The organism is Pandoraea sp. PE-S2T-3, assembly GCF_002179965.1.
GTDB lineage: Bacteria > Pseudomonadota > Gammaproteobacteria > Burkholderiales > Burkholderiaceae > Pandoraea.
In genome coordinates this window covers 128,620-145,180 of the sequence record NZ_NGUQ01000008.1, presented here as the reverse complement: position 1 = coordinate 145,180, position 16,561 = coordinate 128,620, and the positions used below count along the sequence as shown (strand labels likewise).

Sequence of the window (16,561 nt, the reverse complement as noted above, 5' to 3'; positions counted from 1 at the left end):
CAGGGAATCAGTTGGCGGCCGTCTTGGTCGCGTCTTTGTGCCACGTGTAGACGACGAACTTGAACGACTTCAGATCGCCGGCTGCATCGTAGGACACCTTGCCGATCGGCGTGTCGAACGTGTTCTTGTGCAGGTAGTCGGCAACCTTCTCCGAGTCGGTGCTCTTCGCGCCGGCAATGCTCTTGGCGATCAGTTGCACGCCCGTGTAAGCCGGCATCTGGAACGGGCCGTTCGGATCCCGCTTGGCGTCGGCGAATGCCTTCACCAGCTTCGCGTTGGCCGGGTCGGCAGCGAAGTCGGCCGGCAGCGTGACCAGCATGCCTTCCGACGACGGGCCGGCGATAGCCGTCACGTCCTTGTTGCCCACGCCTTCCGGTCCCATGAACGTGGCCTTCACGCCTTGCTCACGTGCCTGGCGCAGCAGCAGACCCATTTCCGGGTGGTAGCCGCCGAAGTACACGAAGTCGACACCTTGCGCCTTGAGCTTGGTGATGACTGCCGAGTAATCCGAGTCGCCGGCGTTGATGCCTTCGAACAGCACGACCGGAATCTTGGCCGCGTCGAGGTCCTTCTTCACCGAGGTGGCGATGCCCTGACCGTACGACTGCTTGTCGTGCAGCACGGCAACCTTCTTCGGCTTGACCTTGTTGATGATGTACTGGGCAGCCGCCGGGCCTTGCTGATCGTCACGACCGATCGTGCGGAAGATGAAGTGGCGCTTCTTGCCTTCGGTCAGTTGCGGGGCCGTGGCCGACGGGGTGATCATCACCACGCCTTCGTTTTCGTAGATGTCCGATGCCGGAATCGTCGAACCCGAGCACACGTGACCGATCACGTACTTGATCTTCTGGCTGACGATCTTGTTGGCGACGGCGACGGCCTGCTTCGGCTCGCATGCATCGTCCATCATGACCGCTTCAAACTTGTTGCCGTTGACGCCACCGGCCGCATTGATTTCTTCAATGGCGGTCAGCGCGCCGGCCTTGACCATGTCGCCGTATTGGGCAACCGAGCCGCTGAACGGACCGGCGATGGCGATTTTGACGGTCTCGGCATTGGCAGCCGTACCAATGAAGGCGAGCGCAGCGGCGACGAACAGGGATTTGTGACGGAACTGCATTGTGGACATCTCCTTGATTTGTATTTTTTTGACTACCCGGGCGTGCGGTGGTCTTAAGCGACTGCTGAACCTGTTTATTCGATCATTCCCACCCCATGAGGTGCGAACGATGCGCCATGTTAGCGTAATACGGAGTCCAATTGGAACCACTATCCCAAGGGGGCTGGAGACCCGCATGGATAAAGGATTTCAAAGGGGTCGGATGACGAATATCGGAGGCGTCACAAGGACACTCCGTAGTACTACGCAGATGGGTGCAGCGCAGCATTTCGACTTGCCGCACAAATCGGGGCCACGATGATTTACGAGACGCCCTAGGACATCAGGACATTTTGGATACAATCCGCTCGCCGATGAAATCCAAAGTTTTTACTTTGCATCCGATTGCGTATATTTCAGCGGCCTGGTTTTCAGTGCGGACATCACCCGTCGCAGCCTCACATCGTCAGCGCGTGCCGTTGATTTCTCGACTGCCGGATCAGCGCCAGAAATGCGGCAAGAATCGGCGACGTGTCGTCGCGCCGGTACATGCAGTTCAGTTCAATGGAGCGCAGGCGCTGCGACTTGAGCGGCCGGTACACCACACCGGGCAGGCGCAGGTTCGCCGCGGACTCGGTCGTCACACAAATACCGAAGCGGCTCGCCACTAGCGCGATCGACGTCACCACGTCCTCCGCCTCCTGTTCGACGCGCAGCGTCACCCCCTCCGCACGAAACGCCGCCGTCACTTCTTCGGCTAAGCCCGGCATCGGTGCGTTCGGATAAAGAATCATCCGTTCGTTATCGAGATCGGCGAGCGAGAGCGAAGTTCGCTTGCATAGCGGATGCCCTTCGTAGAGCGCCACGAGAAATGGCTCGCGATGAATCCAGTCGACGGCGATGTCGGGCTCGTCCGGAATCAGGCGGTTGAAACCGATAGCGATACGGCGCTCGCGAAGCGCGGCGATCTGCTCGGCTTTCGACAGGTTATGCAGCCCGATCTTCACCTCGGGCCGGGCGGTGTGAAAGTTGGCCAGCAGGCGCGGAATCACATTGAGAATGCCCGAGCTGAAGATACCGACGTCGAGCCGCCCGATATAGCCTTCGCCGGCCAGACGCGTCTGTTCTTCCGCGCGCCGGGCAAGCGACAGGATGTTGGGCACCTCGGCGAGCAGCGTTTCGCCCGCTGCCGTGAGCGTCGCGCCCTTGGGGGTGCGCACGAACAACTGCGTGCCCAGTTGCGCTTCGAGCGCCTGAATGTGCCGCGTGAGCGGTGGCTGCGCCATGTTCAGCCGCTCGGCGGCGCGTCCGAAATTGCCTTCCTCGGCCACAGCGAGGAAGTACCGCATCTGCTTGATGTCCATGAATACCCCTGTCGCGATGGGCATTGGCCGCCTTCATGGCGGATGTCAGCCTCAACGCTCAATCCAAACTCAATACCGAAAAGGTATCAGATTCTGGAAAAACGGTATTGGACGGTATCTCGTTGCGCGCGCATCATTGCCCGTCGAAGCCGCTCGTTTCAGCTGCGCGTTATAGCGACGAGTTACAGCATCAATGCGGCAATTTCCGAGGACAGGGTCATGCCTATCGTACATATCAATCTGGTGGAAGGTCGCGACGACGCCACCGTGAAAGCCTGCGTCAAGGCCGTGGCACGTACCGTGCACGAGACGCTTGGCGCACCGCTCGAATCGATTCGCGTCTATGCGACGCAGGTCCCCGCCGCCCACTGGGCCGTGGGTGAGCGCACCAAGGACGAGCCGGCCGCACCGGCCAAGGCGGGCGCGTAATGGCGACGGACAAGCAACGTTTGCAAGCGGCCGCCGACGCCCTCGTCGAAGCCGAACGGTCACGCCACTTCATCGCCCCGCTGCGCGAGACTTTCGCGCCGCTGTCGATCGAAGATGCCTATGCCATCCAGCGCATTAACACCGAGCGCCGTCTCGCTGCGGGTCGCCGCATCGTTGGCTGCAAGATCGGCCTGACGTCGGTGGCCGTGCAAAAGCAGCTTGGCGTGGACCAGCCCGACTTCGGCCTGTTGTTCGACGACATGGGCTTTGGCGACGGCGAACCGATTCCCGCGTCGATTCTCACGCAGCCGAAGATCGAAGCCGAGATCGCCTTCGTGATCGGGCGCGATCTGAATGTCGAGAACCCGGGCCAGCTCGATGTGCTGAACGCCATCGAATATGCGTTGCCCGCACTCGAAATCGTGGGCAGCCGCGTGGCCGACTGGAATATCCGCATCACCGACACCATTGCCGACAACGCCTCGTCGTCGGCCTATGTGCTCGGCAACACGCCGAAGAAGCTCTCCGAGTTCGACGTGCGCCTGTGCGGCATGGTGATGGAGCGTCGCGGCGAACCCGTCTCCGTGGGCGCCGGTGCCGCGTGTCTGGGCAGCCCGATCAACGCGGTGGTGTGGCTGGCCCGCACGATGGCCGCCGTGGGCACGCCGCTCAAGGCGGGCGATCTGGTGCTCTCCGGCGCACTCGGCCCGATGGCGGCCGTCACGCCGGGCGACATCTTCGAGACCCGTATCAACGGCCTGGGCTCGGTCCGCGCCGTGTTTGAACCCGCCAGCGAGGCCGCACGATGAGCCATATTCAGGATTACGCCAAGCTGCTCGACGACGCCGCGCATCATGCGCACGAGGTCGAACAGTTCGATACCGACAACCGCCTCTCGCTCGACGACGCGTACGCCATTCAGGCCGCTTCGCTGGCTCGGCGTGCGGCGCGCGGCGAGACGCGTGTCGGCGTGAAGATGGGCTTCACCAGCCGCGCCAAGATGGTTCAGATGGGCCTTTCGGACGTGATCTGGGGCCGTCTGACGTCGGGCATGCAAGTGGAAGAGGGTACGGCCATCGACTTCAAGCGCTTTGTGCATCCGCGCGTCGAACCCGAGATCGCTTTCATTCTGAAGAAGCCGCTCGAAGGCAACGTGACCGGCCCGCAGGCACTGGCTGCGGTCGAAGCGATTGCGCCGGCCATCGAGATCATCGACTCGCGCTACAAGGACTTCAAGTTCACGTTGCCGGAAGTGATCGCGGACAACGCCTCGTCGAGCGGCTTCGTGATCGGCGCATGGCACGACCCGCGCACGGATTTCTCGAATCTGGGGCTGGCGATGACGATCAACGGCCGTACGGTGCAGGTTGGCTCGACGGCGGCGCTGCTCGGTCATCCGTTGCGTTCGCTGGTCGCGGCGGCACGTCTGTCGGCTGCTGCCGGTGAGCCGCTGCAAGCCGGCTGGATCGTGATGGCAGGCGGCGCAACGCCGGCCGAGTACATCAAGCCGGGTCAGTACGTGTCGGTTGAAATGGAAAAGCTGGGCAGCGTGGGCTTCCACGTCTGAGCGTCACCCTGACGAAACCACGAAGCGGTTGAATGAAAAAGCGGGGCGTGTCGCATCGACACGCCCCGCTTTTCGTTTGCCGGTTGCGTTGTCTTAGGTCCGCTTGATGCGCGCCATGACGCGCAGATCGCCCTCGATCATCCGCACGTCCGAGAACGTGAGAGGGATCTTGTCGTCGAGCGACGTGAGCGCGGGCAGATTGAACATGCCTTGGGCGTCGCCGACGATGCAGGGGGCGAAATACGCCAGCAGTTCATCCACGCAGTGCTCGCGCAGCAATGACCCGTTGAGCTTGAAGCCCGCTTCCACGTGCAACTCGTTGATCTGCCGCTCGCCGAGCGCGCGCATGAGCGCCGGGAGTTCGACCTTGCCGCTGGCGTTGGGCAAGTCGAGCACATCGATGCCGTGATCGCGCAGGCGTGCCACCCGCGCTTCGTCGCCGTTTGCACAAACCACGAGCGCGTTGCCGTCGGCAAGCACTTTGGCGGTCAGTGAAATATCCAGCCGCGAGTCGACGATGATGCGCAGCGGCTGACGCGGCGTCGGCACTTCACGCACTGTCAGCGACGGATCGTCTTCACGCACCGTGCCGATGCCCGTGAGAATCGCGCAAGCGCGGGCGCGCCACGCATGGCCATCGGCGCGTGCGGCAGGCCCGGTCAGCCATTGACTCACGCCGTTGTGCAGCGCGGTCTTGCCGTCGAGGCTGGCGGCCACTTTCATGCGCACCCACGGCGTGCCACGCGTCATGCGCGCGACAAACCCGATATTGAGTTCGCGCGCTTCCTGTTCGAGCAACCCGCAGCGCACTTCGATACCGGCATCGCGCAACATCGTCAGGCCGCGCCCGGCGACGAGCGGATTCGGATCTTCCATCGCGGCGATCACGCGCTTGACGCCGGCTTCGATCAAGCCTTTTGCGCACGGCGGTGTGCGTCCGTAATGGCTGCACGGCTCCAACGTGACGTAGGCTGTGGCGTCGCGCAGCGATTCGCCGCGCGTGCGGGCGTCCTTCATGGCCTGCACTTCGGCGTGGTCCTGACCCGCCGGCTGTGTGAAGCCTTCGCCGATCACCCGGCCTTCGTTGACGATCACACACCCCACGCGCGGATTCGGCGCGGTGGTGAACATGCCGCGCTCGGCCAGAGCCAGTGCGCGGCGCATGTAAGCAAAATCCTGTTCCGAGAACATGGTCCGTCAGATCATCAGCGGCCGGTCGGTCAAGGCATTGTCCGGGGCCGCGCCGGCATGCGCCGGCAGGTGTTCGCGCGCAATGCCGCGCAAGGTGTTCAGAGCGTCGAGCACGCTCGGAACATACTGATCGTCACGAAAACCGGCGCTCATCTGCGCGACCACGGTGTCCCACGTGCGCGGTGCCACCAGCGCATTGACACCCTTGTCGGCGATCAGCTCGATATCGTGATCGGCAATGTTGATGTAAAGCAGAATGCCGGTCCGGTCGCCCGTGTGGGCAATGCCGAGCTGGCGGAACAACTGCAAGGCGCGCTGCCGGCAGGTGTGGCCCTGCCAGACGGCGCCGAGCGGCATCGCCGCTTCGATCACCAGACGAATCTCGCAGCGATGATCGGCTTCGGAATCGCGAATCGCAGCTTCGAGCGTATCGAGCGCCTTATCCGAGAACAGCCAGCGGGCGTGCGCGCGCCACGTGCCGAGATGGCGCAGCCAGCGCGAGAGATTGTGTTGCCGATGTTGCATCGCGATTTCCTCGTGTGCCATCGCCGTTCACCAGTTCCCTGACGAGCCGCCGCCATCGAAACCGCCGCCGCCTCCGCCGCCAAATCCACCGCCGCCACCGCTATCGTCACCGCCGCCGCGTCCCCAGCCGCCAAGGCCACCCAAACCGCCTAAGCCGCCGCCGATACCGCCACCCAGTCCGCCACCAAAGCCACCCGGGCCGATACGGCCGCGCTGGCCGGTCAGCACGCGCGAGCGCGGGTCGTTCGGATCGCTCAGGGCGCCGGGCAGGCCCGGGCCTTTGAAGCGCCGGCGGCTTTCCATGATCACCACCATCGCGATGATGAAGACGATGAACAGCAGCGGCAGAAAGTCGGAAAGATTGGAGTGCGGCGCACGCGTAGACGGCAATTGCGGTGCCGGCAGCGCTTCGTTGTTGATCGCCGCTTCCACCGCTGCGACACCGGCGGCCAGACCGCCGAAGAAGTCGCCATTGCGGAAGTACGGTGCCATCACGTCGCGCAGAATACGCCCGGAGATCGCATCGGTGAGCGAGCCCTGCACACCGCGTCCGACTTCGATGCGCATTTTGCGCAAGTCGTTCGGATTGTCTTTCGCGATGAGCATGATCACGCCGTCGTCCACACCCTTGCGACCGGCCTTCCACGCGTCGGCCACGCGGATGCTGTACTGATCGATCGTCTCGGGCGCCGTCGTCGGCACCATCAGCACGAAGATCTGGCTGCCGCGCTGTTGTTCGTACTGAGCGAGCTGGGTCTCGAGCGCATTGCGTTGCTTGGGCGTGAGCGTGCCGGTCAGGTCGGTCACGCGCGCGGTGAGGGCAGGCACCGCGACGAGCGATTCGGCACCGGCCGGCAGCGCCAGCCAGCACAGACAGGCGAGGGCCAGCGCCCACAGCAGGCGCGCGAGCCCGCGCCCGAGTGAAGGCGCTGAGGCCGTGAGGCCAGACAGGCCCCACGATTGCAACGAACGACGCATCAGGACGTCAGCCATGGCCCGATCCTCAGAACTTGACCGTCGGCGCCGTCGAAATCGCCTTCTCGTTCTCGACCGTGAAGTTCGGCTTCGGTCCGTAGCCGAACATCTTGGCGGTGAGGTTGTTCGGGAACTGACGTACGTACACGTTGTAGTCCTGCACCGACTGGATGTAGCGGTTGCGCGCCACGGTAATGCGGTTTTCGGTGCCTTCCAGTTGCGATTGCAGATCGCGGAACAGACCATCGGCCTTCAGGTTCGGATAGTTCTCCGAGACCGCCATCAAGCGCGAGAGCGCACCCGAGAGTTCGCCCTGCGCCTGCTGGAAGCGCTTGAATGCGTCCGGGTCGTTGAGCGTTTCCGGCGTGACCGTAATGCTCGTCGCCTTGGCGCGCGCGTTGATCACGTCGGTGAGCGTGGTCTGCTCGTGCGTGGCGTAGCCCTTGACCGTGTTCACCAGATTCGGCACCAGATCGGCGCGGCGCTGATATTGGTTGACGACTTCGCTCCACGCGGCCTTGACGGCTTCGTCCTTGACCTGAATGTCGTTGTAGCCGCAGGCGGAGAGGAACGACGTGAGGAATGCCAGCGCCAGCCAGCGTGCGAACGTGCCGCGACGGGCGGCGAACGTCTGACGGAACTTTGTCGGCAGCAGCATGAGCATGATGTGTGTCCTTGTTTTAGCAGGAGTGAATCGTTATGTAATGCGGCAACAAATGCGGTAATGCAGTCACGGATCGCGCCCCGCTCAGGCGATGGTCTTGAACGCAGCACGGGCGGCGTCGAGGGTCGCTTCGAGCACGGTGTCGTCGTGCGTGGCAGAGACGAAGCCTGCTTCGAACGCGCTCGGCGCCAGATAGACGCCGCGATCGAGCATGGCATGGAAGAACTTGTTGAAGCGCGGCACGTCGGACGTGGTCACTTCGGCGAAGCTCGCGGGCACGTTGGCGCGGAAGTAGAGACCGAACATGCCGCCGACGCTGTCGCCAGAGAACGGCACGCCCGCCTCTTGTGCGGCGTCGACCAGACCGGCGACCAGCTTCGAGGTGCGCTTGGACAGGTCTTCATAGAAGCCGGGCGCCTGAATCAGCTTGAGTGTGGCGAGGCCCGCAGCGACAGCGAGCGGGTTGCCCGAGAGCGTGCCCGCCTGATAGACGCCACCGAGCGGTGCCAGATGCGCCATGATGTCGCGGCGCCCACCGAAGGCTGCCGCCGGCATGCCACCGCCGATGACCTTGCCCAGACACGTCAGGTCGGCAGTAATGCCGTACAGCGCCTGCGCACCGCCCAGACCCACGCGGAACCCGCACATCACTTCGTCGAAAATCAGCACGGCGCCGTGCGCGGTGCAGAGCTCACGCAGCGTTTGCAGGAAGTTGCGCGAACCGCGCACGAGATTCATGTTGCCGGCGACCGGCTCCACGATCACGGCACCGATCTCGCCGCCTTGTTGCGCGAACAGTTCGCGCAGTTGCTCGACGTTGTTGTACTCCAGCACGAGCGTGTCGCGCGTTACTTCGGGCGGCACGCCGGCTGAGGACGGCGCGTTGCGCGTCGAATCGGCAAACGTCAGCAGGCCCGACCCGGCCTTGACCAGCAGGCTGTCGGCGTGGCCGTGATAGCAGCCCTCAAACTTGACGATCTTGTTGCGGCCCGTGAAGCCGCGTGCCAGACGCAGCGCGCTCATCGTCGCCTCGGTGCCCGAAGACACCAGACGCACCTGCTCGATGGAGGGCACCAGACGGCAGATTTCTTCGGCCATGACGACTTCGCCTTCGGTCGGGGCGCCGAAGCTGAAGCCCTGTGCCATGGCCGTTTGCACGGCGGCGAGCACTTCCGGATGCAGGTGACCCACGATCATCGGGCCCCACGAGCCGATGTAATCGATGAAGCGCGTGCCTTCGGCATCCCACATGTACGGACCTTGTGCACGGGCGATGAAGCGCGGCGTGCCGCCGACCGAGCGAAACGCGCGGACCGGCGAGTTCACGCCGCCGGGAATGGTTTGCTGGGCGCGTTCAAAAAGGGCGTCGTTCGTAGTGTGTGCGGACATGACTTCTGCTTTACCTGATGAGGCCGGCTGGGCGATGCGCGGCGGCGTACGGCGGGTGCACTGTGCAGGCGGTACGTCGGGCGTCGGTTCGCCGGCGTTGAAGAGGGAGAATACGCCGCGCCGATGACCGGCATTTGTCGCGCAGCACCCGCGTCATGCAGGGCGCGCGGGCAGGTGTCGGTCAGCGGCGTCGAATGCGTCGATTCTATCGGAACCGGACCCACTCGGGCCAATATGCCCCGCTTGTAGCCCCTGTGAGCCCCGTGTGGCGGTGCCCGATGCACGCGCCGGCCCGGCTGGCAAGGGCTTCTCGCGGCGCGGGGCTTCTGTTAGATTGAAGGCCAACCTTTCAACCGATTTACCCAACGCTCAAGGAAAAACAAGGCCATCGACATGTCCACCGTCAATTCGCAACGTCCTCCGATCACTGTCTCGACTCTCGACCTTGACCGCCTCGAAGCGCTCATGGCGCAGGCCCCGCGCGCGGCATTGCCGTATGTGGAGGCACTCGAAACAGAGCTCGCCCGGGCGAGTGTCGTCGAACCCGAGCAAATGCCGGCCGACGTCGCCACGATGAATTCGGTGTTGCGCTACCGTGATCTCGCCACGCAGCAGGAGCATCGCGTGACGCTCGTCTATCCGCAGCATCTGGCGGCCACGGAAGGCGGTATTTCGGTACTGGCCCCGGTCGGCAGCGCGCTGCTCGGCCTGCGTATCGGTGAGTCGATTCACTGGCAAGTGCCGGGCGGCCACCTGATCGAGCTGGAATTGCTCGGCATCGATTACCAGCCTGAAGCCGCTGGCGAGTACCACCGCTAAATCACATCTCCGCAGCACCATTGGGAGATTCGGATCTCCCGAGTCTCCCAACTCTCTTCCGCAGTTCCGCAGTTTCCCGGTAGTTTTTCCGCAGTGCCCTTGCAGGTCCCGCCGAACATCCCCGCCGTACCGTTTTGTTTTCTCGCGAAACGTTTGCCGTCTTACGCGACTTAAGCCTTAACGACGCAGCCAGCCGCGCGCAATCGGCCAAGCCAGCAAGCGTCGATAAATGCCTTCGAAGATGGCGGCCACGATGCGGCTCGTCTCACGTGCCGACGCCGTGCGCATGATGAGCGCGACCACGATCGAGACGCAGAACCCGCCGAGCATGTCGAGCGGCCAATGCACGCCCAGATAGACACGCGCCCAGCAAACCGGCAGTGCGCACAGCAACAGCAACTTGCCGAGCCCGCGCGGCGAGCGAGCGGCCGTGCCCATCAGCACGAAGGCCGACGCGAACATGATCGAGGCATGGTTGCTCGGGAACGCGCTCGTGGGCGCATGGGCCAGCAGATTGGTACCCACACCGACGACAAACGGGCGCGGTTCGAACCAAGCCAGCCCGATCACGAAGTTGATCAGCAGGACGAGCCCCACGCCCAGCAGGCCGTGCACCGCGCCTTCGCGATCGCGTCCGCCCGCCAGCCAGAGCATGACGAGACCGGCCGGCAGCAGCAGGATCAGGTATTTGGCGAGAAAGATGGCAATGGCCAGTTCACCGTCGCTGACAGCCGGCGAGGCGTTGATGGCCAGAAAGAGGGCGCGATTGAGTTGTTCCATAGGGCGTCGAGGGGCGAGAAGTCCGCACCGGAGACCCGTGGCAAAACGCTGGCTGAAACTTGGGTTGAAACCCTTGAGCCGGCGCATCGACGGCCGCCGGCAGGCGGTTTATGACGAAAGCATGACAGATTCTGGACGAACCCCGGCGCGGAGGAAAGCCGCTTTTGTCATCATTTTGTAACACGTTGATTTGTCACTTTTCTTTCGACGCACTCGGAGGTAAAATCGCGCCGTCATAGCTCTCAGGAGATTTCTCCGTGGACAGTTGTTCTAGTGGTAGTTGCCGGTCGACGCAGGTCGACACCATCACCGCGAGTTAGTCCCCCGGGTATCTCCCCGCCGCTAACTCGCATTTGTCGGGTTGGCGCGCACCTCTGACGTACGTTTCGATCGCCTTGCACGTTGCTGCTTTGCCATTGTGGCCAAGCCGGGCAGGGCAAGTCCGAAGCTGACCGTCGTTCGTAGCACGCTCCCTTATTTGTTTTACGTCTGCCGTTCGGGCCGTCTCACGCCTCGTAACGCAGGTTCGTTCGCATTCCGCGCGCACGCCGGTTGTCGCTTTCTGCCGACCGTCTGCCACGCAGGACCGCGAACTGACCGCGCGTGCCGGGCCGGAGGGTGCTGTGCGGCCGGGAGATTCACCGTGTTCCGTTACTCCATGACCTTTCGCGGAAGCAATCCGCAAGCCCTGATGCTGCCCACCGAGTGCCTGCATCACTTTCACGTCGACCATCAAGCGCAAATCGACGCACAGGCCCCTCAAGGCTCGCGTCTGCACCAGTGGTGGCGTGCGGTGACGCGCAAGGCTGCGCCGGTGCGCTGAGCCGGGCCTTCAAACAATAAAACCCAGCCCTCGGGCGCCGCCCGGTCGCGACAGACCGGGGCCGGCGCCCGCGATCCTTCAGGATGTCTCCGATGCAACAAACCCTCACGCTCAGCGAGCGTCTGATGACGGTACTCGGCGCGCGCCTCGGCCTGCGCTTCTTCCGCCGTCGCGACATGCTCGAAACCCTCGATGCGCCGGCGCACGGCCACGAGGCACCGCCAGGTCTGGCCGACGCTGCCCGCGTTGCCGGCCCCGATCTGCTCGTGCGTCTGCGCACGACCCGCGAAGGGCTCTCCGACGACGAAGCCGCGACCGTTCGCGCGCACGTCGGCCGCAATGAAGTCGAGCACGAAAAGCCGCTGCCCTGGTGGCTGCACCTCTTCCACTGCTACCGCAATCCGTTCAACCTGCTGCTCTCGATTCTGGCAGCGGTGTCGTATGCGACCGACGACACCGAGGGAACGATCATCATCGCGACGATGGTGATCATTTCCACGGTGTTGCGATTCGTGCAGGAAGCGCGCTCGAACAAGGCGGCGGAGAAGCTCAAGGCGATGGTCAGCACCACCGCCACCGTACTGCGCCGCGACGTTGAGATCGCTGGCGAAGCGTCAACCCGGCAAGGCGCCCGCTCGGCGCGCATGGGCCGCGAAATTCCGCTGGCCGAACTGGTGCCCGGCGACATCGTGTTGCTCGCAGCGGGCGACATGATTCCCGGCGACGTGCGCATTCTCGCCGCGAAAGACCTCTTCATCTCGCAATCGGCACTCACGGGCGAAGCCTTGCCGGTCGAGAAATTCGCGCATGTTTGCGATGCGGGCGGCAGCAACCCGCTGGCCTACGACAATCTCGCCTTCATGGGCACCAACGTGGTGAGCGGTTCGGCCACGGCGGTGGTCGTGGCGACGGGCGCGCGCACGTTCTTCGGCTCGCTGGCCCAGCGCGTGACGGCGCAGCAGCGCACGGTCACGTCGTTCCAGCAGGGGGTGAACCGCGTGTCGTGGGTGCTGATCCGCTTCATGCTGGTGATGACGCCCATCGTGCTGCTCATCAACGGCTTCACCAAACACAACTGGCTCGAAGCGTCGCTGTTCGCGCTGTCGGTGGCCGTGGGGCTCACGCCCGAAATGCTGCCGATGATCGTGACGGCCACGCTTGCCAAAGGTGCCGTCGTGCTCTCGCGCAAGAAGGTCATCGTCAAGCGGCTCGATGCGATTCAGAATTTCGGCGCGATGGACGTGCTGTGCACCGACAAGACCGGCACGCTCACGCAGGACAAGATTTGTCTGGAGCGCCATACCGACGTGTGGGGCCACGCCTCGGAATACGTGCTGGAGTACGCCTATCTGAACAGCTTCTATCAGACCGGTCTGAAGAACCTGCTCGACGTCGCCGTGCTCGACCATGGCGAACTGCATCAGCGGCTCGACGTGGTGAACCGCTATCGCAAGATCGACGAGATTCCGTTCGACTTCCAGCGCCGTCGCATGTCGGTCGTGGTCAGCGAGAACGGCGAGCATCACGAGTTGATCTGCAAGGGTGCGGTCGAAGAGGTCATGGCCGTGTGCGACCGCGTGCAACACGGTGCGAACGTCGAACCGCTGACCCCCGATGTCCTTGCGCGTCTGCGCCGTGTGACGGCCGACCTGAACGCCGAGGGCCTGCGCGTGGTGGCAGTGGCGACACGCCATCTGCCGCCGGTGCAGGAGAGCTACGGCATTGCCGACGAGCGCGAGCTCGTGCTGGTCGGTTACATCGCGTTTCTCGATCCGCCCAAAGAGTCGACCGCACCTGCGCTCAAGGCGCTGGCCGCCTCGGGCGTGGCCGTCAAGGTACTCACCGGCGATAACGATCTGGTCACCGCCAAGGTGTGCCGTGAAGTCGGTTTGAAGGTCGACGGCTGCGTGCTCGGCGACGACATCGAAAACGTGAGCGACGCCGAACTTGCGCAGACGGTCGAGCGCGCCAACGTGTTTGCGAAACTCACGCCGGCCCACAAGGAGCGGCTCGTGCGCATGTTGCGCGCCAATGGTCACGTCGTCGGTTTCATGGGCGACGGTATCAACGATGCCCCGGCGTTGCGCGCCGCCGATATTGGTATTTCGGTGGATACGGCGGTCGATATCGCCAAGGAGGCCGCCGATCTCATCCTGCTCGAAAAGAGCCTGATGGTGCTGGAGCAGGGCGTGATCGAAGGGCGTCGCACGTTTGCGAACATGCTCAAGTACATCAAGATGACGGCCAGCTCGAACTTCGGCAACGTCTTCTCGGTGTTGATCGCCAGCGCGTTTTTGCCGTTCCTGCCGATGTTGCCGTTGCAACTGCTCACGCAGAACCTGCTCTACGATCTGTCGCAGACGACGATTCCGTTCGACAACGTCGACCCCGAGCAACTCACGCAGCCACAGCGCTGGAACCCGGCCGACCTGTCGCGCTTCATGATTTTCTTCGGGCCGATCAGTTCGATTTTCGACGTGCTGACGTTCGTCGCCATGTGGCATCTGTTCGGCGCGAACAGCGCCGAGCATCAGACGCTGTTCCAGTCGGGCTGGTTTGTCGAAGGGCTGCTCTCGCAGACGCTGATCGTGCACCTGATCCGCACGCGTCGCATTCCGTTCGTGCAAAGCCGCGCCGCGTGGCCGCTGCTGATGATGACCGGCGCGGTGATGCTCATCGGGCTGATGCTGCCGATGTCGCCGTTCGCCGATACCTTCAAGATGCAAGCGCTGCCGCTCGCGTACTTCCCGCTGCTCGCGGCGATTCTGCTCGCTTATGCCGTGCTGACGCAGATGATGAAGGGCATGTTTGCACGGCGGTTCGGCTGGCAGTGAGGCGTCAAAATCAATGCGAGTGCGCACGTGCAGTTTCGCTGCCTGCGCCGCCTGCGCTGTAGTGGCCGATCGCCGGCTCCCGCTGGCGCTTCGGCGACATCGCAATCCCCAGCTCGGCGTACACCTCGTCGAGCGCTTCACGCGGGCCGATGAGCAGCGCCGTGGTCTGGCCGTCGGCATCGGTGACCAGACTCACGAGCGTCTGCCCCTGACACGTTTCGCGTGCGGCGACGAAGCGCGACGACGTTAGCGCCGCGAGCGTGGCAAAGCGCTCGGCCTGCACGAGCCCCGTGATGTGAAACATCGGTTGCGCAGCGCCGGTCGCGCGCGGTGCCAGCCGGATGTTCGTGCCATCGGTGGACGCCCCGAGTGCGGCGAGCAGCTTGTCACGCCCCTGCGCGCCCAGCACGCAGTAGTCGCCATGCACCCAGCGCGAGATCGTGTTGCCGGTGATGCCGGTGGCATATGCCAGCCGGGCCAGCGTGGTGCCCGAGAGTTTGATGAGCAGGCGTGCGACAGTCCGGTGGCGTTGTTCGATGTCATCCATGGCGAATGTCCTCAAGTCAGAGCGATCAGAGCGGTCAGCGCAGTGAGCGCAATCAGTGCAACGGGTCGTTGATCAGAACGCCATCATCACTTCGAGTTGGGCGTCGATGTCTTTGCGCAGGGCGGCGCTGCATGGCATGAGCGGACGGCGCACGATCGGCGAACACAGCCCCAGCGACGAGAGCGCAGCCTTGATCGCGACCGGATTGGGTTCGGAGAACAGGCGGCGGATCAACGGCTTCATGCCGTTGAACAGCGTGTTGGCGTGCGCCATATCGCCTTCGCGCACATAGCGCATCAACTTCAGATACAGATCGGGACGGATATGCGCGGCAGCAGAGATGCCGCCGACGGCGCCCGCTTGTAGCGCGGGGAGCCACTGCATGTCGTCGCCGCACATCACGCGCATGGTCGTTTGCGAAGGCAGATGCAGCAGCGGATGCGCGTCGCATTCCTTGATGCAGGGGAACGACTCGTGCGCGGCCAGTTCGCGAATGGTGTCCACGCCGAGGGTGACGCCCGTGCGCAGCGGCACGTTGTAGAGCACGATCGGTTTGTGCGTACCGGCGGCCAGCGTGCGGTAGTGCCAGAGAATGCCCTCCTGCGACGGACGCAGATAGTAGGGCGGCGGCACGAGATAGCCGGCGAGCGGCAGATCGTCGAGCCGGCGAATCTGGCGTGCCGCATTGGCCGTATCGGCGGCCCCCACACCGGCCATCACCGGCGTACGGCCGTTGGCATACTGGCAGGCGGTCTGGGCGAGCCAGTAGCGCTCTTCGTCGGTGAGCAGCGTGCCCTCACCGGTGGTACCGGCGACGACCAGACCGTTCACACCGGCCGAGAGGTAGTAGTCGACCAGCAGCTTGAACCCATCGTGGTCGATGGTCGCGCCGTTGGCGCCGGTCATGGGAGTAACGAGCGGAATCCACACGCCTTCGAAGATGGCAGTGTTCATAACGTGATGTCGGGTGAGGGCAGCCCGTCGGCCTTGAGGCACGACGGGTATTCATTCAAGTCAGTTCAATTCGGTTCGCTCAGACAGCCGGGCGCAGGCGTAGCGCACCGAACTCGGCTTCCGGCAGCGACTGCATGACGACATGCATGGCGCGCGACGCTTCAACACGCGGCAGGGCAATCGACACGACGGCGGCGGTATCGCGCCGGATCGGTCGAATCGTCTCCACGCGCCACGGCAGCGGCAGGCTCATCGCCAGCGTGACGGCCAGCGTAGAAACGGCGGCGCGGCTGAGCGTGATATCGAGCGTGGCGTCCAGACGCGCGCGCGGCGTGTGCCGGTTGCGTTGCCGTACGGTAGGCGCCGGACGCGGGCTTTGCAGGCTTTGCGGCGTGCGCGAGTTGGGCGTATCGATGGCCCCGATGGCCCCGATGGCGTCGTGCGATTCGAACGGGGCGCCAGCGGGTGCGAGACGAGCACCGGGAGGTTCGAGACTGGCGCGTTGAGCTAGCGTAGGCATGGCTGCGTGTCGACAAGCGACTGAAGTGACAACGAGGCCAGTCTAAGTAGGAGGGGATAAAAATGGCGTCAAGATTTTTGA

18 protein-coding genes are annotated in these 16,561 nt (G+C 63.8%); 7 read left to right on the top strand and 11 right to left on the bottom strand.

Annotation, left to right across the window (positions count from 1 at the left end; all coding sequences use genetic code 11):
• Window positions 1-7 precede the first annotated feature (7 nt).
• Window positions 8-1,120, bottom strand: coding sequence for a branched-chain amino acid ABC transporter substrate-binding protein (locus CDV46_RS06325; protein WP_087687373.1), 1,113 nt, complete (start codon window positions 1,118-1,120; stop codon window positions 8-10).
• A gap of 437 nt (window positions 1,121-1,557) precedes the next feature.
• Window positions 1,558-2,463, bottom strand: a complete 906-nt coding sequence (locus CDV46_RS06320) for a LysR substrate-binding domain-containing protein (RefSeq protein WP_087687374.1) — start codon at window positions 2,461-2,463, stop codon at window positions 1,558-1,560.
• 219 nt (window positions 2,464-2,682) lie between these two features.
• Between CDV46_RS06320 and CDV46_RS06315 the strand changes: the two genes are divergently transcribed.
• From CDV46_RS06315 to CDV46_RS06305, 3 genes are read left to right on the top strand one after another with little or no spacing between them, the layout of a single operon-like run.
• The gene (locus tag CDV46_RS06315; RefSeq protein ID WP_023597244.1) at window positions 2,683-2,892 is read left to right on the top strand and encodes a tautomerase family protein; all 210 of its coding nucleotides are present in this window, start codon (window positions 2,683-2,685) and stop codon (window positions 2,890-2,892) included.
• Window positions 2,892-3,701 (top strand): 2-keto-4-pentenoate hydratase, encoded by an 810-nt coding sequence (locus CDV46_RS06310; RefSeq protein WP_087722102.1) that lies wholly within the window; start codon window positions 2,892-2,894, stop codon window positions 3,699-3,701. The genes CDV46_RS06315 and CDV46_RS06310 overlap by 1 nt, the downstream gene beginning before the upstream one ends.
• Window positions 3,698-4,459 (top strand): 2-keto-4-pentenoate hydratase, encoded by a 762-nt coding sequence (locus CDV46_RS06305; protein WP_058375559.1) that lies wholly within the window; start codon window positions 3,698-3,700, stop codon window positions 4,457-4,459. Before CDV46_RS06310 ends, CDV46_RS06305 begins: the two co-directional genes overlap by 4 nt.
• Window positions 4,460-4,552: 93 nt before the next feature.
• Here CDV46_RS06305 and ribD read toward each other — a convergent pair whose 3' ends face one another.
• The 5 genes from ribD to hemL all read right to left on the bottom strand — a co-directional run bounded on the left by ribD (window position 4,553) and on the right by hemL (window position 9,203).
• On the bottom strand, window positions 4,553-5,650 hold the full coding sequence (ribD, locus tag CDV46_RS06300) for a bifunctional diaminohydroxyphosphoribosylaminopyrimidine deaminase/5-amino-6-(5-phosphoribosylamino)uracil reductase RibD (RefSeq protein ID WP_087687382.1): 1,098 nt from the start codon (window positions 5,648-5,650) through the stop codon (window positions 4,553-4,555).
• Between the two features lie 6 nt (window positions 5,651-5,656).
• Entirely contained in the window at window positions 5,657-6,175 is a 519-nt protein-coding gene (locus tag CDV46_RS06295; protein WP_170935881.1) for a TPM domain-containing protein, read from the bottom strand.
• 27 nt (window positions 6,176-6,202) lie between these two features.
• Window positions 6,203-7,168, bottom strand: a complete 966-nt coding sequence (locus tag CDV46_RS06290; RefSeq protein ID WP_254915947.1) for a TPM domain-containing protein — start codon at window positions 7,166-7,168, stop codon at window positions 6,203-6,205.
• A gap of 10 nt (window positions 7,169-7,178) precedes the next feature.
• Window positions 7,179-7,808 (bottom strand): LemA family protein, encoded by a 630-nt coding sequence (locus CDV46_RS06285; RefSeq protein WP_058379812.1) that lies wholly within the window; start codon window positions 7,806-7,808, stop codon window positions 7,179-7,181.
• A gap of 90 nt (window positions 7,809-7,898) precedes the next feature.
• Window positions 7,899-9,203: a glutamate-1-semialdehyde 2,1-aminomutase gene (gene hemL / locus CDV46_RS06280; RefSeq protein WP_087722101.1), complete on the bottom strand. Its 1,305-nt coding sequence runs from the start codon at window positions 9,201-9,203 to the stop codon at window positions 7,899-7,901.
• 393 nt (window positions 9,204-9,596) lie between these two features.
• Between hemL and rnk the strand changes: the two genes are divergently transcribed.
• Window positions 9,597-10,022 carry a nucleoside diphosphate kinase regulator gene (rnk, locus tag CDV46_RS06275; RefSeq protein ID WP_058375555.1) on the top strand — a complete coding sequence of 142 codons (426 nt, stop codon included), beginning with the start codon at window positions 9,597-9,599 and terminating at the stop codon, window positions 10,020-10,022.
• Window positions 10,023-10,199: 177 nt separating this feature from the next.
• On the opposite strand, the gene CDV46_RS06270 is transcribed toward rnk, so the two are convergent.
• Window positions 10,200-10,802 carry a phosphatase PAP2 family protein gene (locus CDV46_RS06270; protein ID WP_176399025.1) on the bottom strand — a complete coding sequence of 201 codons (603 nt, stop codon included), beginning with the start codon at window positions 10,800-10,802 and terminating at the stop codon, window positions 10,200-10,202.
• A 37-nt stretch (window positions 10,803-10,839) separates the two neighbouring features.
• Between CDV46_RS06270 and CDV46_RS27045 the strand changes: the two genes are divergently transcribed.
• The 3 genes from CDV46_RS27045 to mgtA all read left to right on the top strand — a co-directional run bounded on the left by CDV46_RS27045 (window position 10,840) and on the right by mgtA (window position 14,459).
• Window positions 10,840-10,983 (top strand): hypothetical protein, encoded by a 144-nt coding sequence (locus tag CDV46_RS27045; protein ID WP_176399024.1) that lies wholly within the window; start codon window positions 10,840-10,842, stop codon window positions 10,981-10,983.
• Window positions 10,984-11,445: 462 nt separating this feature from the next.
• Window positions 11,446-11,625: a hypothetical protein gene (locus tag CDV46_RS26755; protein WP_140413309.1), complete on the top strand. Its 180-nt coding sequence runs from the start codon at window positions 11,446-11,448 to the stop codon at window positions 11,623-11,625.
• 92 nt (window positions 11,626-11,717) lie between these two features.
• The gene (mgtA, locus tag CDV46_RS06265) at window positions 11,718-14,459 is read left to right on the top strand and encodes a magnesium-translocating P-type ATPase (protein WP_087722099.1); all 2,742 of its coding nucleotides are present in this window, start codon (window positions 11,718-11,720) and stop codon (window positions 14,457-14,459) included.
• 10 nt (window positions 14,460-14,469) lie between these two features.
• Here mgtA and CDV46_RS06260 read toward each other — a convergent pair whose 3' ends face one another.
• From CDV46_RS06260 to CDV46_RS06250, 3 genes are all read right to left on the bottom strand, one after another.
• Window positions 14,470-15,006, bottom strand: coding sequence for a helix-turn-helix transcriptional regulator (locus CDV46_RS06260; RefSeq protein WP_087722098.1), 537 nt, complete (start codon window positions 15,004-15,006; stop codon window positions 14,470-14,472).
• Window positions 15,007-15,078: 72 nt separating this feature from the next.
• Window positions 15,079-15,960 carry a 4-hydroxy-tetrahydrodipicolinate synthase gene (gene dapA, locus CDV46_RS06255; protein ID WP_087687389.1) on the bottom strand — a complete coding sequence of 294 codons (882 nt, stop codon included), beginning with the start codon at window positions 15,958-15,960 and terminating at the stop codon, window positions 15,079-15,081.
• 79 nt (window positions 15,961-16,039) lie between these two features.
• The gene (locus CDV46_RS06250; RefSeq protein WP_087722097.1) at window positions 16,040-16,480 is read right to left on the bottom strand and encodes a hypothetical protein; all 441 of its coding nucleotides are present in this window, start codon (window positions 16,478-16,480) and stop codon (window positions 16,040-16,042) included.
• Between the last annotated feature and the right edge of the window lie 81 nt (window positions 16,481-16,561).